The 21,963-nt window shown below is 35.7% G+C and carries 15 protein-coding genes; 4 read left to right on the top strand and 11 right to left on the bottom strand.

From position 1 onward, the window contains the following. The first annotated feature begins 260 nt into the window (after nucleotides 1–260). Nucleotides 261–3,230 (top strand): glycosyltransferase family 117 protein, encoded by a 2,970-nt coding sequence (locus LV89_RS11285; protein ID WP_109743002.1) that lies wholly within the window; start codon nucleotides 261–263, stop codon nucleotides 3,228–3,230. A 108-nt stretch (nucleotides 3,231–3,338) separates the two neighbouring features. Here LV89_RS11285 and LV89_RS11280 read toward each other — a convergent pair whose 3' ends face one another. After that, nucleotides 3,339–5,063, bottom strand: a complete 1,725-nt coding sequence (locus LV89_RS11280; RefSeq protein ID WP_109743001.1) for a VRR-NUC domain-containing protein — start codon at nucleotides 5,061–5,063, stop codon at nucleotides 3,339–3,341. A gap of 190 nt (nucleotides 5,064–5,253) precedes the next feature. Then, nucleotides 5,254–5,424: a hypothetical protein gene (locus tag LV89_RS25175; protein WP_158279568.1), complete on the bottom strand. Its 171-nt coding sequence runs from the start codon at nucleotides 5,422–5,424 to the stop codon at nucleotides 5,254–5,256. Between the two features lie 199 nt (nucleotides 5,425–5,623). On the opposite strand from LV89_RS25175, the gene LV89_RS11275 reads away from it, so the two are divergent. Next, entirely contained in the window at nucleotides 5,624–6,592 is a 969-nt protein-coding gene (locus LV89_RS11275; protein WP_109743000.1) for a DUF2157 domain-containing protein, read from the top strand. Nucleotides 6,593–6,646: 54 nt separating this feature from the next. Here the strand turns inward: LV89_RS11275 and LV89_RS11270 are convergent, their stop codons facing one another. The 5 genes from LV89_RS11270 to LV89_RS11250 form a co-directional block, all read right to left on the bottom strand. Continuing rightward, on the bottom strand, nucleotides 6,647–9,169 hold the full coding sequence (locus tag LV89_RS11270) for a bifunctional UDP-N-acetylmuramoyl-tripeptide:D-alanyl-D-alanine ligase/alanine racemase (RefSeq protein ID WP_109742999.1): 2,523 nt from the start codon (nucleotides 9,167–9,169) through the stop codon (nucleotides 6,647–6,649). 525 nt (nucleotides 9,170–9,694) lie between these two features. Then, nucleotides 9,695–10,882: a phosphoglycerate kinase gene (locus LV89_RS11265; protein ID WP_109742998.1), complete on the bottom strand. Its 1,188-nt coding sequence runs from the start codon at nucleotides 10,880–10,882 to the stop codon at nucleotides 9,695–9,697. A gap of 265 nt (nucleotides 10,883–11,147) precedes the next feature. Continuing rightward, a complete protein-coding gene (locus tag LV89_RS11260; RefSeq protein ID WP_109742997.1) occupies nucleotides 11,148–12,347 on the bottom strand; it encodes a hypothetical protein in 1,200 nt (399 codons plus the stop codon). Nucleotides 12,348–12,464: 117 nt separating this feature from the next. Continuing rightward, the gene (locus LV89_RS11255; RefSeq protein ID WP_109742996.1) at nucleotides 12,465–13,862 is read right to left on the bottom strand and encodes a hypothetical protein; all 1,398 of its coding nucleotides are present in this window, start codon (nucleotides 13,860–13,862) and stop codon (nucleotides 12,465–12,467) included. 104 nt (nucleotides 13,863–13,966) lie between these two features. After that, complete coding sequence (locus LV89_RS11250; protein ID WP_146199144.1) at nucleotides 13,967–15,706, bottom strand: hypothetical protein; 1,740 nt, start codon at nucleotides 15,704–15,706, stop codon at nucleotides 13,967–13,969. Nucleotides 15,707–15,921: 215 nt separating this feature from the next. Here LV89_RS11250 and LV89_RS11245 point away from each other — a divergent pair, with 215 nt between their 5' ends. After that, complete coding sequence (locus LV89_RS11245) at nucleotides 15,922–16,302, top strand: ribosome-binding factor A (RefSeq protein ID WP_109742994.1); 381 nt, start codon at nucleotides 15,922–15,924, stop codon at nucleotides 16,300–16,302. A 149-nt stretch (nucleotides 16,303–16,451) separates the two neighbouring features. Here the strand turns inward: LV89_RS11245 and LV89_RS11240 are convergent, their stop codons facing one another. From LV89_RS11240 to LV89_RS11225, 4 genes are read right to left on the bottom strand one after another with little or no spacing between them, the layout of a single operon-like run. After that, the gene (locus tag LV89_RS11240; RefSeq protein ID WP_109742993.1) at nucleotides 16,452–17,177 is read right to left on the bottom strand and encodes a sugar phosphate nucleotidyltransferase; all 726 of its coding nucleotides are present in this window, start codon (nucleotides 17,175–17,177) and stop codon (nucleotides 16,452–16,454) included. Between the two features lie 13 nt (nucleotides 17,178–17,190). Further along, on the bottom strand, nucleotides 17,191–18,327 hold the full coding sequence (locus tag LV89_RS11235; RefSeq protein ID WP_109742992.1) for a LegC family aminotransferase: 1,137 nt from the start codon (nucleotides 18,325–18,327) through the stop codon (nucleotides 17,191–17,193). Then, the gene (locus LV89_RS11230; protein ID WP_109742991.1) at nucleotides 18,327–19,307 is read right to left on the bottom strand and encodes an NAD-dependent epimerase/dehydratase family protein; all 981 of its coding nucleotides are present in this window, start codon (nucleotides 19,305–19,307) and stop codon (nucleotides 18,327–18,329) included. Before LV89_RS11230 ends, LV89_RS11235 begins: the two co-directional genes overlap by 1 nt. 4 nt (nucleotides 19,308–19,311) lie before the next feature. After that, on the bottom strand, nucleotides 19,312–20,472 hold the full coding sequence (locus tag LV89_RS11225; RefSeq protein ID WP_109742990.1) for a glycosyltransferase: 1,161 nt from the start codon (nucleotides 20,470–20,472) through the stop codon (nucleotides 19,312–19,314). Between the two features lie 224 nt (nucleotides 20,473–20,696). Between LV89_RS11225 and LV89_RS11220 the strand changes: the two genes are divergently transcribed. Then, the gene (locus tag LV89_RS11220; RefSeq protein ID WP_109742989.1) at nucleotides 20,697–21,911 is read left to right on the top strand and encodes an ABC transporter permease; all 1,215 of its coding nucleotides are present in this window, start codon (nucleotides 20,697–20,699) and stop codon (nucleotides 21,909–21,911) included. Nucleotides 21,912–21,963: the final 52 nt, after the last annotated feature.

Raw genomic sequence — 21,963 nt, 5'->3', positions numbered from 1 at the left:
AATCTGTGTTGCCATAGGCATCAAGACGGACGGTCAGTCTCATCTGCGTACTATTTAATCGCAAAGCCAAATGTTAAAATCCTCCCTAATTAACACATTTTAACACCCCCATTCTTCACAAGCCAAAGCTATTTTGTATTTTTGGTAACATTATTGTCTGTTAGACTCTATATAACCAGTTTGAACATTTAAAATTGTGTGATAGAACAAATAAAATATTCTTGATACAATTTGAAATAATAACAGTTAACAAATCCTCGATGAATAATTTTAAAAGAATTAATGACCTCACAGGTTGGGTTGTTTTTGCCATTTCCTTATTTGTTTTTACAGCTACCGTCGAGCAGACAGCCTCTTTTTGGGACTGTGGCGAGTTTATCGCTTGTGCTTATAAATTGCAAGTACCGCACCCTCCAGGAGCTCCGCTTTTCTTATTGTTAGGACGAATGTTCTCTCTTTTGGCGGGTTCTGACGTTACAAAAGTAGCTTATTGGGTAAACATGATGTCGGTGCTTTCAAGTGCTTTTACTATTTTGTTTATGCACTGGACGATTGTAATGCTTGGACGTAAAATCTATAATAAACCATTCGCAGAGCTTTCAAAAGGACAGTCACTAACCCTTTTAGGTGCTGGTGTTATTGGTTCATTAGCTTATGCTTTCTCTGATACTTTTTGGTTTTCGGCAGTAGAAGCGGAGGTTTATGCCATGTCATCTTTCTTTACGGCTTTGGTTGTATGGGCGGCTTTCAAATGGGAATTGATTGAAGATGAAGCAGCAGCAAATCGTTGGTTAATTCTTATTGCTTATATCGTTGGACTTTCAATTGGTGTTCACTTATTGAACTTGGTAACTGTGCCTGCCTTGGCATTGATGTATTATTTCAAGAAAAATCCAGTACCTACTTACAAAGGCGGTTTTATAGCTCTTTTTGCAGGATTAGTAATTCTTGGAATTATTAACTCATTGATTATTCCGGGAATTCCATCAATCGCATTTCAGTTTGAATTAATCTTTACGAATGGACTTGGTTTACCTTATGGTGTTGGAGTTGCCGTGTTCTTGATTTTATTTGTAGGAGCTATCGTTTGGGGTGTTCGTTATTCAATCCAGAAGCAAAAAGTGAATTTGAATATCGCTTTACTTTCGTTAGTATTCGTTTTGATTGGTTATTTATCGTACAATTTGGCTTTGGTTCGTTCAACTTATAATACGCCAATTAATGAAAATGACCCAAGCAATATCTTGAATTACGTAAAATATTTGAAGCGTGAACAATACGGTGAGCGTTCATTATTGTATGGTCCAATTTATACAGGAACAGTGGAAAGTGTAGAGCAAGGAGCTCCTGTTTATAAAATGAAAGATGGTAAATACGAAGTGTATGACCACAAACAGAAATTAGTGTATTCTAAAGATGGACAAATGTTGTTGCCACGTGTGTATAGTAGTTCGCCTCAGCATATTCAGTTATATGAAGAAATGTTAGGCTTAGCGGCAGGCGAAAAACCAAGTTTTGGCGATAACCTTCGTTTTATGTTTACCCACCAAATGGGTCACATGTATATGCGTTATTTGCTTTGGAATTTTGTAGGTCGTGAAAGCGATATTCAAGATGCAGGCGTGATTGACTATACTCGCAAAGGTGAATTGCCAGAGTTATTAGCTGCTAATAAAGCACGTAACAATTATTATTATTTACCATTATTGTTGGGTTTATTAGGTTTCATTTTATTGGTTCGTAAGTCTGAACAAGATTTCTTGACAACCACTTTGATGTTCCTATTGACAGGTTTGGCGTTGGTTGTATTCTTAAACTCACCACCAACCGAACCACGTGAGCGTGATTATATCTATGTAGGTTCATTCTATTTCTTCGGAATTTGGATTGGTTTAGGAGTGATACAAATTGCAGAATTTTTAGGTAAGTTTTTAACAAACTCAGTAGTTGCAGGAACAGTTGCAACCGTTGCAACGGCTATTGTACCCGTGATTTTGATTCAGCAAAACTATGACGACCACGACCGTAGTAATCGTTTTCACCAAGTAGATTTTGCGAAAAACTTGTTGAATTCATGTGCTAAAAATGCCATTTTATTTACAGGAGGCGATAACGATACATTCCCATTGTGGTACGTGCAGGAAGTTGAAGGTTTCCGTACTGACGTGCGTGTTTGTAACCTTTCATTATTAGGAACGGATTGGTACATTGACCAAATGAAACGTAAAACGTATGAGTCGCAAGGTTTACCGTTGTCATTGCCGAAAGACCTTTTAAGAGAAGGTTTGAACGAGCAAATCATGTACTATGAAAATCCGAATGTTAAAAATGGAATTAACCTTCAAGAATATTTGAAATTGGTGAGAGACGGTAACGAAGCAATCAAAGTTCCTTTGCAAGATGGTTCGATGATTAATACCTTACCAACTGAAAATTTATTCTTGCCAATTAATGTTGAAGAAATCAAAAAGTCTGGTCTTATTTCTAAAGATTTAGAGCCATTCTTGACAGACCAAATGGCTTGGTCAGCAGGAAAAGGTGGAATTATGAAACCAGAATTAGCTCAATTAGATATGATTGCTCAGAATGCGGCAACAGGTTGGAAACGTCCAATTTACTTTGCAACTACTTTGCCTTCAGCATCTTATTTGAACTTGAAAGAATATATGCAATTAGAAGGATATGCGTATCGTTTGTTACCTGTGAAAATACCGGGAGCCAAAGATGGTTTCGTAAATTCATCTTTGATGTATGATAATTTAACGAAAAAGATGTTCTGGAGAGATTTAGATAATCCTAAAACGTATTATCACTCAGATTTTTATTTGCAAGTGCCAATTGTAACGGCTCGTTTGAGTTTCTTACGTTTAGTTGACCAATTAGTACGTGAAGGAAATATGGCGAAAGCAAAAGCTGCTTTAGATTATTGCAACAAAGTAATGCCTGATAACGTAATTCCTTACGACCAATTATCTGCCAACTTCGTAGCACTTTATTTGGCTGCGGGTGATAAGAAGACGGCTTTAAAAGTTGCGGATACCATTATGAATCGTAACAACAAGGCTTTGGATTACTACTTGAACGACCGTAGAAGTAGCGATAGTAGAGAAATCCAAACGGCACTTTATGAAATGAATATCATTGTGGACGGCTTGAAAAATGCCAAAGCACCAGAAGCCGTAAAATACGATGCGATGATGCAAAAGCAATTAGCGAGAGCGAATTCTTAATATTTGTTGTCAGTAAACAGTTAGCAGTTATCAGTAAACAGAAATTAACCATATTTTTGTTTATTGATAACTGCTTCTTTTTTATAGTACAGCCATAACTGTTTACTGCTAACTGTTTAACTGTTCACTGAAAACCACTCTTAAAACCTTAGCATTCACATTAATACTGGCAAAAAAGCGTTGCCAAAATAATTGCTGATTTGATAAACTATCCGTTGGCGATTTTACTTCTACGAAACTATATTCTCCGTCTCCCCACATAAAAAGGTCGGGGAAACCACGTACATTTTCACGGAGATTTCGAGCCATTTCTAAGGTTATTAAACTAATTTGTTCCGCAGAAAGTTTTTCTAATAGCTTCAAAATCAAAGGGAAAAGTCCACCGTACCAATCTACCAATGGGTTTGTAATGCCAAATTTTTCAAAGAAAATACGGTTCATATAGACCGTTGTAGCATCTTCATCTTCCAACATTTTAAGGCGTTCTTCCATTTTCTCTTTACGTTTTTCAAAGAAAGTTGGCTTAAATAAATCAGAAGGAGAGCGTTGTAATGGGTGATGGATTGCCAATGTATCGGTATCAAAAATAATATCCCAAAAGAGCAAACCGAATAAACTTCGCCACAGGTGATTTTCTGAAAACTCTGCTTTTAATCCTTTTTGTTCATAATAATCAATCACGCCAAATTCTACTTGTCGTTTCCACAAAGCATCAATTGTGATAGATTCTGAATTATGAAGTTGTTGCGTAACGGCTTTTTTAGTCTTCTTCTTTTGCAATTGAGCCTCCAAACGATTCAAAAAATCTTCCGCAAAAAACTGCTCATCGGCATTTTGAGGTTCGGTAAGCATCAATTCGCAAAGAGCTTTTGCTTCTTCACGATTTTTCTGTTTATCCAAAATTCTCACTTGTCGTTCCCGTGAAGGTGAATCCTCGGTAAGTCTAAAAATGGTCAAGGCTTCGTCCAAAGCCTTTTTCTTTTCTAAATAAAGGGCAACTCGTAGGGCAAATCGGTTATAAGTTGGAATAGCAATTTCGGATAGTTCTTTTCGGTGAGCTTCCGTCCAATCCATAAACCAATTGTAAATGTCAATTGTCTCAATTTCAGCTTGTTGTATTAAATAAAAATCCTCACGAGCGAGACTTACTTTTAATTTATCTTCTACTTCCTGTCGAGTTTGGAAGTACGCCACCATTTTGTCCTCATCAAATTTTTCATACGACTGAAATCCCAAATCTCGGGTGACAAATTCAGTCATATCACCGTGCCGAGAGCCAAAGAAAAGAAATTTCAGCATTTGAACCTCTGTCTCGTGTAATACCTTTACGAGTGAGTGCGGTAAGGCATGAATTTGGGCGTAATCTTCATCATTTAAGAGATAAACCATATCGTCCCAATTGCCAACCGCCAAGAGCCAATCTAATACTTCATCTTTCTTCAAAGATGCTTTTCCACGAGTTTCAAGATTGAGCATTTTCGCTAATTCTATCAATTCCGACTTACTGAAAATATCCAAAATATCGCCCGCTTGTAAAAGATGATTTTCAGAAAGAGGTTCGACAAAACCCTTTTCAATCAAAGCATTTAAAGATTCTGGAATATTCTCAATTTCAGCATATTTCAATTTCTCCGTTCTGAAAAAAGAGCCTGTACGGTTACAAAAACGTATAAAAAGGCATTTTTCATCCTCCGTCAAAGCCTCGAACTCCGCTAAAAATTGTTGTTCTGTTTTATTCAAAATATGCTGATATTTTTTCTGCACAAAATCAATGAGGTACTGAAAATACGTCAGATAATATTTAGGAGGAAGTTCTATTTTTTCGGGAGACATGGAATATTTTGTAACTGGTTATTAGAAATTGGTTAGTGGGTTCTTGAACGTGATTATTGTCGAGTAGGTTTAAAGATAGAGATAAATGAACAATGTTTAAATAGCTGAAATTAAGTTATTTAGCTACAAAAAAAAGAGGTCGTAAAACCTCTTAAAATGTGATGTATGTTTATGATTAGAGCTTTTGGAATTAATTGGAAGATGCTTTAATCTTTTGGATAATTTCTTCTACTTTTTGAATAGGAAGTTTGAAAACGGTGGCAATGTAGGCTGCTTTTTTACCATCTTCCCATAAACCTTTTATATAATTAAAGGTTGTGTTTTCAAATGTTTCTTCTCTTATTTGGTCTGCAATCGTCATGGCAATGTCGTTTACGTTGGTGGGAAACTTCTGTAAATATAGGTGTTAAATTATCTTGTGTCAAGTTGAGTGCGGTTTCAATGTATAGAAATACTGTTTTGATAATTATAGATGAACTCCCAAATTTACCACAGTTTTGTGATATTTGAAGGAGAATATTTTTTAGGTATCTTCACGTTATAATCCAATTTTTAAAACTATGCAAACCCAAACAATCCTCCATGACCTCCAACAAAAAGGCATTATTTCTTCTGAACAAAGTGCTGTTATTTTGGAGTATGAAAAGCAGAAACCCTTTTCGCTTCATTATGAATTGCGGACGGTCTTGTATTTGGGAATTACTTTGTTGACGGGTGGTTTGGGCGTGTTGATTTACCAAAATTTAGACACCATTGGTCACGGAGTAATTGTGGCTTTGATTGCGTTGATTACTTTGGCGTGTTTTGGTTTTGTGTTTTGGAAACGTCAGCCTTTTACTTGGAAGGAGGTTAAAAATGCCCATACTTTCGCTGATTTTGCTCTTTTATTAGGTTGTACTTCGTTCTTGATTTTGGAGGGTTATCTGCAATTTCAGTACGATTTATTTGGTACGAAATATGGCTTGGTGACAATTTTACCCGCTATTTTATTCTTTTTTAGTGCTTACCTTTTCGACCACCGTGGAGTACTTTCTATGGCAATTACGGCTTTTGCGTCGTGGGTGGGTGTGTCTATTGCTCCGCTTTCGGTATTGTCGCAAAATGATTTTTCGGCTCCGCATTTTATCAATACTGCTATCGTTTTGGGATTGGGATTATCGGCGACGGGCTTAATTTCTGAATACAAAAATCTGAAAAAACACTTTTCGTTTACCTACCTTTTATTGGGCAGTAATTTGACTTTAATCGCTGCTTTGACGGGTATGTTTAGCCAATCGCTTTGGTTTATTTATGCCTTCATTACGCTGATTTTGTGCGTTGGATTATTCTTGTACGCCCGCAAAACGCAATCCTACATTTTCCTTTTGATGGGAACAATTTACGGCTACATCGCCTTGACTTATATTTTATTCAAATTGGTCTTTTCAGTCGATAATGACCTCGTATATTCTCTTGCGATGTACTACTTTTTGCTTTCGGGCGTGGGAGTAATTATGTTTCTATTGAATATTAAAAAGATTTTAAAGTAGGGGCAAATAGCATTCGCCCGTCATCGAATAATATTGGGCGAATGCTATTTGCCCCTACATTTGATAAAAAACTCGTTTTACTCTTTGGCTAACACTCGTCAATATTTCGTAGGCAATTGTGCCGATTTTATTGGCTAATTCAATCATCGTCAGGTCATTGCCAAAAATAATTACTTCGTCGCCTTCTTGTACGTGTGGCACGTCCGTTACGTCCACCATCGTCATATCCATACACACATTTCCGACGACCTTGCAACGGTGTCCGTGAATCAATACTTCACCTACACCACGACTAAATCGACGGTCGAAACCATCGGCGTATCCAATGGCAATGGTAGCGGTTTTAGTATCTCTCGTTAATTCGCCTTTTCTGCCGTAACCAACTGTATCTGAGTTTTTTATATGTTTTATTTGAGAAATTACTGTTTTTAATGTTCCTACGGTCATTAGGTTTTCTTGGTCTTCGGGTTTTGCCGCCAAACCGTATAAACCAACGCCCAAACGCACCATATCCATGCGGGCTTCTGGGAAGCGAGCAATACCTGCGGAATTGGCTAAATGTCGAGACGGAACATAACCAATAGCCTCAGAAATTTGGTTCGACATTTTGGTAAATTCTTCTACTTGATGAAGCGTAAAATCATCAAATTTGTCTTCGTCTGCCGCCGCTAAATGGCTGAAAATAGTAGAAACCCAAAGATTAGGATTCGACTGTAAGGTTGCAATTAATTCGGGCAATTGTTCTTGTTCAAAACCCAAACGGTGCATTCCTGTATCTAATTTTAGATGAATTTTTGAGCTAATATTGCGATTATCAATGTATTCTGAAAACTGTTTTAATATTTTAGGATTATAAATTTCGGGTTCAAGAGAAAATTCTACCAATTGCTCAAAGTCATTTTCAGAAGGATTCATGACCATAATGGGCAAATAAATACCATTTTGACGAAGCGAAACGCCTTCATCGGTATAGGCAACCGCCAAATAATCAACGCCATGAAATTGGAGTAAATTGGCAACTTCTGTACTGCCCGAACCATACGCAAAAGCCTTGACCATGACCATGATTTTGGTTTTTTGACCAATTTTATCACGAAAATAATTGAGGTTGTTTGTCACGGCATCAAGATTGATTTCTAAAACCGTCCGATGCGTTTTTTGTACCAAACGGTTTACGATTGATTCAAAACCAAAACGTCTTGCACCTTTGACCAAAATAACACTTTCTTGAATATTTTTTAAGGCTTCACTTTCTAAAAACTCAACCGTTGTTTTGAAAAACTGTATCTGAGTTTCGGTATTATTTTTAATACTTTGGAAGAGCGATTTATTTCTAAAAATGACTTCACCGATACCGATAAATTGGTTGAGATGACGCTGTTTTATGAGGTGAGCAATCTGTAAATAAAGGTCTTTTTCTGGAATTCCTGTTTCTAATAAATCGCTTAAAATCAGCACTTTATTGTTTCTCTGTTTTTGCTGAGATAAGAAATTTAACGCAATGTTTAAACCTGCTAAATCATTGTTGTAAGTATCGTCAATGAGATAATTGTTTCTAATGCCTTGCTTCAATTCTAACCGCATAGAAACAGGACGAAGTATCTGCAAACGTGCCTGAATTTCAACCGAATTATAACCTAAATGCCAAAGCGTAACAATACAGTGAATGGCGTTTTCAATAGAGGCTTCGTCGGTAAATGGAACATCAAAAGTTTCTGTTTGTTGAGGAAAATTAAGTGTTACTTTGGTGTTTTGATATTCTGTAATCCAATTGGCTTGAATGTCAGTAGCACGGGAATCTTTCCCGTGTTGAGTCACAGGAAAGAGTCCTGTGGTACGTGCTATTCTCGACCAACTAATGAGTTCACAATCAGGATTTTGAATAGAAAACTCTTTCTTAATAATCTCATCAATTTCTACGTAATCGGCACAATAAATGAGTTGTTTTGCATTTTTGAAAAGTAAAAGTTTCTCTCTGATTTTCTGAGAATTCCCTTCAAAAAATTCATTGTGAGCATTGCCAATATTAGTAAAAATCCCGATTTGTGGTTGAACAACTTTTTCAAGATTTGTCATTTCCTCTGGACGAGAAATGCCAACTTCAAAGATGCCTAAATTATGCGTTTCGTTCATTTGCCAAACCGACAAAGGCACACCAATTTGAGAATTGTACGATTTTGGGCTTTTTACCACCTTGAAACGATTGCTCAATAATTGCGAAAGCCATTCTTTAACCACCGTCTTTCCGTTGCTACCTGTAATGGCAATAATCGGGAAATTATATTGTTCTCGATGACGCTTAGCAACTTCTTGCATCGCCAAAATGCTGTTTTCAACTTGCCAAATTTTAGCCTCAGGCATACGGTCGAGTTCCCGTAAAAGGGTAGGAGTGAGAGCATTACGTTCAACGACAAACTCTCTGATTCCTTTTCGGTAAAGGTCATCTAAAAATTGGTGTCCATCATGATGTAAACCCTTGATTGCAAAGAAGATAGAACGTTGTGGTGACGATAATTGTCGGCTATCATTCAGTAAATATTGAGCAGAGGTTTGTATTGGAAGTTGTTGGAAGTTCACTTTTATTTGCGATTAACTGATTGGTGATTGAGTGAGTAATAACGAAAGAATATACTCAACATTATTTCCTCAAAGATAATTATTTAGGGTTTATACTAATTTTAAAAAGATATTGCGTGTATGAGTTTCGACGGAAGTCTTCGTTTTGAATGCTACGGTTTATACACAAATTTATAGAATAAAAAAGCCGTAGGCTTGACCGATATTCAAACACTTGTGTATAAACCGTAGCCTTTTGAAGGAGGACTTCCGTAAAATACGCACCGAATATTTAAAACTGGTATTAGCTTTCAGTTTGTTTTTGGCGAATGGGGGTATTGTGTAGAAAAACTGCTCCTTTTGAATAAATCTACGTAGTAAATTTACCAAATGGTTATCAAGGGAATACTAAGAAATTGGATTTGAGAGGAGGAATAACGCAAGGCGTCGGGGCAGGAGTGAAAGTTGGTTATTAGTGATTGTTTACTGGTTATTAGTTGTTGGTTTTATTGATGTAACCAGTAACTAATAACCAGTAACTAATTGCTACATTAAAGCAGCTACACCTGGTAAAGTTTTACCTTCCATGTATTCCAACAAAGCACCACCGCCTGTTGATACATAAGAAACACGGTCGCCATAACCTGCATTGTTTACTGCTGAAGCTGAATCTCCACCACCAATCAATGAGAATGCACCATTTTCTTCAGTTGCTTTTACTACTGCATCAGCAATAGCATTTGTTCCGTTTGCGAAGTTAGGGAATTCAAAAACGCCCATTGGACCATTCCAAAGAATAGTTTTTGAAGATTCGATAACCGTTTTGAATAATTTTGCTGATTCTGGACCGATGTCTAAACCTTCCCATCCATCAGGAATTTCACCAGTTGCTACTACTTGACGATTGGCATCATTTGAGAATTTATCAGCACATAAATTATCAACTGGCATATAAATTTTTACGCCTTTTTCTTCCGCTTTTTTCAAAAGCTCTTTTGCTAATTCTACTTTATCTGGCTCAGAGATTGATTTACCAATTTTACCACCTTCCGCTAATGTGAAAGTATAAGTCATACCACCACCAATGATAAGGTTATCAACTTTATCCAATAATTTTTCAATCAATAAAATTTTATCAGAAACTTTTGACCCACCCATAATAGCCGTGAATGGTCTATCAGCGTGTTCTAAAACTCTTTGTGCATTGTCGATTTCAGCCTGCATTACAAAGCCTGAAACTCTGTCTTGGAAAAATTGACCAATAACTGCCGTAGAAGCGTGAGCTCTGTGAGCTGTACCGAAAGCATCATTTACCCAAACATCGCCTAATTTTGACAATTTCTCAGCAAATTCAACATTTCCTTTTTCTTCTTCTTTGTAAAAACGTAAGTTTTCTAATAATAAAATTTCACCTCCTTGTAAAGCAGAAGCTTGCTCAAGAGCAGATTCTCCGATGCAATCATCTGCAAATTTTACTGGACGACCAAATACCACTGAAAGCGGTGTAACAAGGTGTTTAAGTGAGTATTTGTCAGTTGGGCCATCTTTCGGACGACCTAAGTGCGACATCAAAATTACCGAACCTCCATCATTTAAAATCTTTGTGATTGTAGGAATAGTAGCTTTGATACGAGTGTCGTCTGTAATTTCAAAACGTTCGTTCAAAGGAACGTTAAAATCTACACGAACTAAGGCACGTTTGCCAGCAAAATTGTAAGAGTTGACAGTTTTCATTTGTTAGTTTATAATTGGGAATTGGTTATTGGTAGATTGGTTATCTGTTATCTGTTATTAGTGATTGGCTATTTTTGAAAAGCCAAGTTTGACTAATCTTTAATAGTTAAACAATCAATACGCTAATAACCAATTTACCAGTAACCAATAACTAAAGACCAAATATACATTTTTGAAAATAATTCACGAAATAAGTCAATAAAATGAGTGTTTTTCCTTAAAAAATTACAAAAATGTTCTATTTTTTATTTTAAAAATTATAAAATTAATAAGTCGTGCCTGCACCACCGCCGCCAGTATCACCACCACCGAAACGAAAAGTTTCACCTTGTTGTGGAATTTTCGACTGAACAACTTCTGACATCAATAAGGCTTCTAAATTCATGCCTTCTCGTTCATCATCTGGCTGATAAGTGAAACCATTTTTATTATTTTTAAGGTAATAAATCAATCCACCTGATAAAGCAATTAATAAAAATCCACTTATGGTTAGAGCCATTTCGGTAGGAAGAAATCCAAAATAATAGCGATAGGTAAATACGGAAAATCCAGCAGTAAGCATTCCAATGATGAGTATCAGACGGTCACGATTGCGTAATCCGAAGAAAATATAAGCGAAAGGAATTATTAAAGTGAAGGAATAAAATACAGGAGCAAAGGCAATTTGTGGGGAAGCAGCCCCCGATAAATCGTTAATGAGTGCATTGCCTTCTCTAACCACCCAATAATTTCCACCTAAATAAAAACATACTAAGGAAAGCGTTTTAGCAATACCCAGACATTGTTCGTAGTACAAATAATCGTCTCGTTTGCTGAGTCTTTTAATTAGAAAATAAATTCCAACGGAAAATATCATGACGATAAATGGCAAGAATGTTTTTCCCCAAGTAGAAGTTAGTGCCAAACTAATAAGTATGGATAACGTTAAAAAAAACGAAATACAACAAACGACTAAATCAGCGTAGCGAATAACGGAAATGATGAAAAATGGGAGAAAAATCAACAAAAAAAGCCAAGTAGCAGGGTGAGATTGTTCAAAAATAAAGAAAATAGCGGTACAAAATGCCCCTAAAGCCATGTAAAGCAAAGCATTGTCGATACCAGAATGATACAGTTTTCGGCTTTTAATAAGTGATTCAAGAACAAAAGTAAATACTATTCCGATAACAAAGGCTTCGATGATAATAGCCATTTTTTCATTGCTTTGAAAAGGAGCAATAAAAAATAATGTCATAATACTTGTAGAAAATGAAGCCGCTAAAATGGTGAAAATGAAGAGTCCAATTTTCAAGAAACCACTTGGATTATAGAAATCTAAGGGATAAGTTTTTTGAACTTCTAAGACTTGCTCCTGACGTAAAAAGCCGATTCTAAACCACTTCTGAGCAGTTTGTTGAGTTGATTCATTGGCTGACCATTGTGGATTATAGGCTTTCATGGGTTTTGTGGGTTTGAGTGTTGTCATTGCTTCGTACCTCGCAATGACAAAACAGATAAAACAAGTATGAATTTTTTTTCTCTCGTAAGCTAACAGATTGCTTCGTGCCTCGCAATGACAAAACAGAGAATAAAACAAAAAACCTTAAACTCGCTTATAAACACCTTTTTCTACCAATTTATAGCGTCTTTCTAAAGCAGGAATTCTTTTAAAAAGTTTGGGAGCAAGGTTTACTTTGTCAATAATAATTTCGGGAGAATCTTTCTCAAAATTGCGAAGAATACTGATTACATTATCGTAATTATCGAGATTTTCTAATTCATATTTGGCTAAATTCCAGTTCAAATAAGGTGTAGCGGCATAGTTGTTTTTGTATTCTTCCATGCCATCGCCCAATACTAAAACTCTTTTGTTTTGGATTTTTATATCCGTTTTTTGCCCTAATTTTAGGTTTTTCAACTGAACAAAACCTTCTGAACCTGTGGCATAAACAGCTTGATAATGAATCAATAAAATAGCTCCGAATGTACCCAGAAATATCAATTCTGCCAACCATTGCTTTTTGAATGTATTGAAAAAATTAATGGTGAAAAATGCCCAAGCAGGCACAAAAATGATGAATTGCATAGGTGCTAAAAATGGCATAAGACCAATGGAAACAATTCCTGCAATTGCCCAAAGCATCATTACTTGCTGACAACGGATTTGAAAGTTATTGAAACCGAAAGCATTTACTAATCTCAAAAAACCTAAAATTCCTAAGCCAAAAGGTAAAAGCAAGGTTGCTAAAAGCGTTTTGAAGTCGTTGAGGTTATATTGTCTGATTTGGAAAACCGATGAAATGAAATTTCTTGAAAATGCTTCAAATGTTCCGTCGAGATAGAAAAATAAAGCGGTTAGCAACAACGGAAACAAAAAACCAAAGATTGATAATGAATGTTGACGCAGTGTTGCCCCACTAAAGAATAGCATTGAAGCAACCGCCCAAAGAATGAAAATACAAGCAGGGGGATAAAACAAGGAAGCCACACCAATAAGAAACCCAATCTCAAAAACCTCATCTGTTGCTTGCAAACGACTAATTTGACGTACCATTGTTCCAAATGCCATTAATACAAAAGTCGTCGCCATCAAAACGGGCGAAAGCGTACAACAGTCGAAGGAAATATTGAGGAAAAGCAAATAAATTAAACCCGGAACATAATTACGTTTGGCAAAAATGTCACGATTATTAATTACCACATTGAAATAAATAACTTGAAATGATGCCACCGCCAAAGCAGCCAATTGATAAACCGTTTGCGAACGCCCAAAAATACCGTCAAGTCCAGCATAAACCAAAGCCGAAAGCGGGGCGGTGTTATCCCAAATCTCAGAATACATCACGAAGCCTTTATTGATTTGCTCGCCAACCAACATCCATTGCAATTCTGGAATTAGCTCGGGCAGACCCACCAAATACACAGGTACACGGATAAGTATAAGCAAAATCAATAAACTGAAAATTTGGTAAACTGCATTTACCTTAAAAAAACTGAGCATATTTTTATGTCGTTATTAGTGATTAGTTATTGGTTAGTAGTGGTAAAATTTGGACTTAGATTTTCTCCCCAATAACTAATTACCGATAACCAATAACTAACAGCTTATTTCATTTCAATTATATCAAAAATATAATCTTTACGGGCTTCGTTGGGGTAGCATGACTGCCAATCGGCTGCTGTAAAGGATTTTTCAATCGTTTTCCCGCCATTTGTACAAGCCACCGTAAGATTAAATTTAGTAGCAACATTATAAGGATTCAGTACGACAATTGCCAATTTATTACCTAAACGCATTGTTCTGACTAATAAATTATCGGTATTGTCTTTCAGTTTATAGCCTTCTTCCTGTCTAAAATTGCTCTCTCCTACAAATTTATACTTTGATTTCCACAAATGAAATTCAGCTTGAGCTGTTCTCATGTCCACCGCTGATATTTTTTCAGTTTCAGAGAATTGTTTTCTTGTTCCTAATAAATTCAAGGCAAACTGAAAACCGTTGTAACTATCAGCATTTAAGTTCGGAATGGGTCTGTTCCATTCATGAAAATGTAAACCCGAAAAGAAAACTGCCATGGTTGATTTGAAGGCTTGGTCACGAGTTAAATAATGCGATAAATCTACCTTACCACCGCCTCCTTGACGATTTCCATCTTTGTATTGCCAGCCATTTCCGCCTCTGTCACAAATAAGTTTCGCTTGGATAAAACATAAATCTTTTCCGAGACTATGAAGATAACTATAATTTTTTTCAGCCATGCTGGTAACTCTTGCTAAATAATGTTCAATATTAGAATTGTTGCCGTAAGCATTTAACATTCTTACGCCATCATTAAAACCGTGCATAGTGGTTTCTCCGTAGTGAGACATTTCTAAAAGTGGAGCAAAATTCTCAGAATCTGTTAGTCGATAATCAACTCCGTCCAACATTTCATGACTGGTATAAAGTGGATTAATATCCCCGTCTCTTATCTTTCCGTTGGCATCTGGGTATCCATTTTTAGTTAAATGACCATAATCTGAAACGATTGGATGAACGTACATAGCTTGAAAAATTCCTTGTAAATTATCACAAACGGATTTAATGAAACGAAGGGCTTTTCGAGGGTGAGAACCGTTTTCGTAGTCATTTTCCCAGTCAATATCTACTAAGCCAATGCGTTGTTTCCCGCCTACAAAATAATCTCCAAATTCGGTTGCACGGGCAAAGTTATGCCCCATAAGAGCCAATTCATCTTCTGATTTTTTATCCCAATTATTCAAATCAACGTCACCCGTTTGCAAACGTTTTTCAATGGGTAAAGCCGACGAAAATGTATTCATATTCACCGATTTACGGGTATTAAAATTATCTTTATAGGCTTGTCCGTTTTCTGGATTAATAAAGAAATTCCATTCAGTACCTTCTATATTGTGTTCTTTCCAATCTAATGAACCCCAAATTCCTCTACTTCTCAGCGGAATCCCTTTCTGCTTATAAACTTTTGAAAGAGAAGTATGTAAAGTTACAATCCAATTTGGGAGATAAAATCCTAAGTTTTTGTCAAGATGTGTTGGGTAAACAACATTTGCGAAGCGTTCAGGAGAAAATGTCTCTGCCTTTTTTTCAATGGGAACGGTGGCTAATGTGGCAGGAAATTTAGTGACCACTTCACCAATTCCTTCATTGGGAGATTCTGTCTTGAAATTAGCAATAGGTTCATTTTTTTGGGGAGAAGCAACAGACTTAGTATTTTGTTGTGCTGTGGTCTTTTCTGTGGCACATTGCAAACAAAGAAATGTTAGACTAAGCACAGAAACAGCCAATACTATTTTAAATTTAGAATATATCTGAAATGTTTTCATGTTAATTGAATATGTAGTGTCGAGATAAAATGTTAAGGTTTCAGAAAATATTTCCGAACTTTGTAAAGTTAAAATTATAAAACGAGACTGAAGACAGGTTTGATATAAAAGAAAACTTGGTCTTTCGTTTATTAAATTAATAGGATTGTTTTGCGAAAACTGTTTCAAATTTAGACGGTTGGAGTATTCACTTTTCGCTTACTAAAAAATTAAGAATGGAATCTAAAAGACAACAACAGTTCGCTAAATTGATACAGCAAGATTTAAGCGAAATTTTTCAGAAAGATATGCGAAGCACTTTCGGAAATGCCTTTGTAACGATAACTGACGTAAAAATGACACCCGATTTATCAATTGCACGTTCGTATTTGAGTTTTATGCTCACCAACGACAAGCAAGGGCTTTTACAAGATATTCGTGAAAAGACGAAAGTAATCAGAGGAATATTAGGCAATAAAATTAGAAATCAAGTGCGTATTGTACCCAATCTTGAATTTTTTATTGATGATACCGCCGAATACGCTGCTCACATGGACGCTGTTATTTCACAATTAGACATTCCGCCTTTGAAAGAAGGTGAGGAAATTGAAGATTAGCATTAATGGGCAGTATTTTATCTGAAATATTGCCCATTTTATTAGACTTCCTTCGAAAGTGTTTTATGATTGAAAAATGGTATATTTTCGTTATTTGTAGCCGAAAAGATGTTGTTTTACGACTTAAAACACTTTCGCAGGAAGTCTATTTATTCTACACATTCACGTTCTAATTTTTTAGCGGCTTCTTCTGCTCGTTCGTAACTCTCTTTCGAGCCAATATCAATCCACAAATCTTCTATCAAAAATACACTTAATTTATAAATTTTCTCATTGAGTAATTGATTGATAAATTGCCAAGCATTATAAGGTTTATCGTTTGGAATTAAATGTAAAAGCTCTTTTTTGAAAAGATATATTCCGCCATTCGCTTCCATTTCTAAAATAGGTTTTTCATCAATACGAATGACTTGATTGTTCTCTGAACTAATTAAACCATAGGGGATTACGGCTTTGTAAATAAATGTTGCAATAGCCATGTCTGAGCCGTTTTTTAGAAAATTATGATAAAAACTACTCAGATTGATATTGGTAAATAAATCAGCATTGATAACCAAAAGCGAATCATTTTCAAAGAAATTGGGGTTAGTAATTCCTAAAATGCCAATGTCATCAAGAGGGGTTGCTTCTGTAAGAATTTTGATAGAATCATACTGTTCGTCTTGTTGTAAAAATTCAACAATAGATTCTGCCAAATAGCTAACCGATACCGAAATGTCAGTAATTTGATGCTCCCAAAGTAATTCAATAATCCATGATAAAATGGGTTTTTGGTTGATTTTTAAGAGTGGTTTGGGTAAATTTTTGGTAAGAGGTAATAAGCGTGTACCTTTCCCTCCAGCCATAATAATTGCAGATACAGGTAAGTTTGACATATTGATTCATGGTTTAGGTTTGGTAAAAAGTCAATATTGATGCTATGACTTTTTCAATTTCATGGTCGGTAATGGAAGTTGAACACGGAAGCATAAGCCCCATTTGAGATACTTGCTGGGCATTGTTCAAATCACTTACATATAAATCTTTAGCAAAAATGGGCAATTCATTAATCGGAATCCATAACGGACGGATTTCGATTTTTTCGTTTTGGAGATGCTTTATCAATTCCAATTTATTGGGAAAGAGAGCTACATATTGCCAACAATTACTGAACACATTATCCTTAATTTCTTGGATTTTTACCCCTTCTATTTTTGTTAATTGCTCATTATATTTAGTGGCAATTGCTCGTTTACTTTCCACAAATTGAGGTAATTGTTCTACCTGAGCAACGCCCATTGCCGCCAAAATATTTACTAAACGGTAATTGTAACCCAAATCATCATGAAAATAGTCGAATGAAGAGGCTTTGGCTTGTGTTGTTAAATGTTTAGCTTTTTTGGCAAGTTTTTCATCATTGGTTAAAATCATTCCGCCACCTCCCGTCGTAATTATTTTATTGCCGTTGAAACTTAACGTTGCCATTTGTCCCCAATTACCAGCGTGTTTTTTGTGATAAAGCGAGCCTAAAGATTCTGCTGCATCTTCTACAATGGTTAAATTATATTTTTCGGCTAATGTTACAAGAGATTTCATATCAGCCATATTTCCTAAAACATGAACTGGCAAAATGGCTTTAATTCTCCTTTTAGACACTTTATGAAAACAGAAACCATCTATAAATTCACAATCTTTATCCAAAAATTGGGCTAATAAATTGGTGTCAATTTGCCATGTATCAGGACAAATATCCATCAAAATTGGGTCTGCTTTTAAATATTTAATGGCATTGGCAGTTGCTACAAAGGTCAGGTTGTTGGTAATGACTAAATCGTTTTGTTTAACTCCTGCCAACAACAAACTAATGTGCAAAGCCGTTGTGCCACTACTTACAGCTACGGCATATTTTGTTTGGGTGTACTCAGCAATAAGTTTTTCAAATTTATCTACATACGAACCCGTTGCCGAAACCCAATTGGTATCTAAACAATCTTTTATGTAGAGCCACTCATTGCCAGATAGGTTAGGGACTGATAATGGTATCATTATGATTGTAGGTTTTTGTATTTATTTGAAAATGAGTCCTCTATTAAACCTGATTGAATTAAACGGTGAATTTCTGCAATGCCATCAGGTACTTTTTTTGTGATGTTGAAGCCTAAATTTTGCTTGATTTTATCACAATTTACCCGATAATCACGGGGGTCTTCGTCTTTATGAACAAAACTGACTTTCATCTCAGGAATAACTTTTTTGATTTCGTTACAAAGCATTTCTTTGGTGTAATTTTCTTCGGTATTGCCAACATTGAAAACCTCATTTCTAACTAAAATTTCCTCTGATTTTAAGACTAAAGCAACGGCATTCGCTAAGTCATATACGTGACAATACGGTCGCCAGAACTTTTCTCCATAAATTTGTAAATCATTGCCAACGCTAACGTCTCTCGTAAATTCATTGACTGTTAAATCGAACCGTGTACGTGGCGATATTCCATAAACTGTTGAAAACCTAAGAATGGTAGAACAAATATTGGTGTTAGGTTGTGTTAATAAATACTGTTCAAAAGCCACTTTTGTTTCTGCATAATGCGATACAGGTCTTAAATCAGCAGTTTCGTCGAGGAATAAATTAGGGTCGGTCATTTTCCCATAATTGCTACAAGTAGAGGTAAATACGAACCGTTTGATGTTCATTTCTTGAGCAATTTTGTGTAACATTATAGACGCATTGACATTAACAATCGTTGCTTCTTCGGGAAAGGCTTTACAAGTTGGGTCGCTCACAATGGCTGCTAAGTGACAAACCGCATCCATATTTTTTAAAGCTGTCCGAATATCCTTTTCATCGCAAATATCACCTTTTATAAATTCAAATTGTGGATGATTAAATACATCAATTAAGGCATCTCCTCCAAATTTCAACGAATCAATCGTTCTTACAAAATAGCCTTCATGAAGTAAAATTCTTACTAATTGCGAGCCTATGTAGCCAGCTCCACCCGTTACGAGTATTTTTTTTATCATAGTTTTATGGTTTTAGGACGGTATCGAATGCGTTAATAATATCTTCACAAATGGCATCAGGATGAAATTTTTCTACTAATTTTTGTCCTTTTTGTCCCATTGTTTTTAGGTTGTCAGATTGATTCATCATGGTTTGCATTTTTTCCATGAGTTCAAATTTTAGGGTAGGTTCAAATACAAAACCATTTTCTCCATCTTTTACTAAATCATAAGCACTTCCACATCTATTTGACACAATAATGGGCATTCCGTAAACGAGTGCTTCATTCACTAAAAAGCCAAAAGGTTCAAACAAACTGGGCAAAACGGCAACATCTGCCAGTGCGTATCGTGCGGGAACTTCGTGCCATTCACAGGAGGGAAGAAAAAAGATATTAGCCAGTTTTTTCGATTGAACCAACGCTTTTAAATCTTCTTTTTCAGTACCATCTCCACTTAAAATCAATCCCCACTGTTTTGAAAAAGGATGTGTTTGTGAAATTTCTCCAAAGGCTTCAATGAGCATTTTTAGGTTTTTGATAGGATTAAATCTTCCTGCATAAATAAAATTAAATTGTGGAAGATTTAGGCGTTCTTTTGTGTGATTTCTTTGGGCATAAGCTGTTTTATATAAGGCTGAAACTTTATCATTGGCGATACCTATGTTTCTTGTACTTAGAATTTTCTCCTTTTTAATACCTAATTTTAGTAAGTATTCAGTTGCTTTTGTCCCTAAGCATAAATAACCGTCCAACTGTGTCAGAATTACTTTTTTGAGGCTTTCTTTCCACCAAATTCTTTCCCGACTCTGTTCATTGGATTCGCTATCAATAATGATTTTGATACCTTTTGTTTTGGCATAAACAATTACTGCCCAATAAGATACATCATAGTAGCCATTCAAATAAATTAATTGTGGACGATGATAAATGACTCTTTTGAGGAGGTGAGTTGTCTTGGATTTAGACGAAACTTTCTCTAAATCTGTATCAAATAATACTTCGTAAGGATATTGGTGTTCATTCAAATCTGCATTGCCCAAAACACTTCTTCCATGTTCGGTAGTGGCTAAATGAATTACACTAAAATCATATTGATTTGTTGCTTCGAGACGTTTGTATATACGAGAATACATATCGCCTTTGTAGTGAGTCCATAACGTATTGTGAATGGCTATAATTTTCATGGTTTAGCGTAATATCTATTAATCTTCTTCAAGAAAGAAATAAATATTTAATTCTGCAAAAAATAAGAGCAAAAGTTTAAATAGGGTCACTAAATATTTGTCTAATTTGAATCTTATAGACTTTAAATAATTGACAGGAAGGTTTTAAACGGAAAAAGGTTTTAATTTTGTTTTTAAGTAGAGAAATTAGCTTGATATTCTCATTTTCTCAATAATATTTTCTGATGAACTTCCCCCTTTACATAGCCAAAAGATATTTTTTTGCACGAAAGAAAACCTCGTTTATTTCGCTAATTTCCATGATTTCAATGTTGGGAGTTGGTGTCGGAACGATGGCTTTGGTCGTGGTTTTATCAGTTTTTAATGGTTTGGAAGACTTTCAGCGTGGACTTTTTAAAAGTTTTGATGCCGATTTAAAAATTACACCAATTAAAGGCAAACATTTTGATTGTCCGCCATTGCTTGTACAAAAGTTGAGTAAGATTGATGGTGTAAAAAATATCAATCAGGTCATCGAAGAAAACGTTTTGGTACGTTATCGTGATGCCCAAATGGTGGTTAATTTGAAAGGCGTAGATGATAATTTTTTGAAACAAGACCGTCTGAAAAAATCATTGATTGATGGTAAATTAAAACTGAAAGAAAACGGAATTAGTCATGGAATTGTAGGTTCGGGCGTTGCCATTACTTTAGGTGTTGATGTTGATGCTTTTTTTACGCCTTTAGAATTATGGTATCCAAGAAATACCAATTCTAAAACAATTGATTTTACTTCGAGTGATGCTTTTAATAAAATGAGTTTGATTCCGTCGGGTGTGTTCTCAATTGAACAACAATACGATGATAATTATATTTTTGCTCCACTGACTTTTGCTCAAAATCTATTCGATTATAACGACGAACGAACTTCTTTAGAAATACAAGTGGTTAATGCTGAGGAGATTAGTCAAGTGCAAAAAGCTGTAAAAGAAGCATTGGGTGGAGGTTTCACCGTTCAAAATCAAGATGAACAGCACGCCAGTCTGTTGAGAGCCATTAAGATTGAAAAATTATTTGTGTTCCTGACCTTAACTTTTATTATCGGCATTGCCAGTTTTAATATTTTCTTCTCCTTGTCAATGTTAGCAATTGAGAAAAAAGAAGACGTTAAAACGCTCTACGCAATGGGGGCAAACGCAGGAATGATTCAAAAAATATTTTTATCAGAAGGGGCAATTGTAGCTTTTTCGGGAGCAGTTGTAGGATTGGTTTTAGGCTTTGGATTGTGTTGGTTACAACAAACTTACGGATTAGTTTCGATGGGAATTGTTGGAGCGTTGATTGATGCTTATCCTGTAAAAATACAATTTTGGGACTTCTTCTTTACGGCTTTAGTAGTGGTAATTATCACGATGATTGCTTCATATTTTCCTGCCAAAAAAGCGGCAATGGGGAGTTAAGGTTTATGAGGGAAGAGTTTATGAGTTTAGGGTTTATTAGTTTATGAGTTTA

Origin of the sequence: Arcicella aurantiaca, assembly GCF_003148625.1 — a bacterium.
GTDB classification, from domain to species: Bacteria; Bacteroidota; Bacteroidia; order Cytophagales; family Spirosomataceae; genus Arcicella; species Arcicella aurantiaca.
The sequence above is the reverse complement of the archived record's forward strand: the minus strand, read 5'-3'. Positions and strand labels throughout refer to the sequence as shown.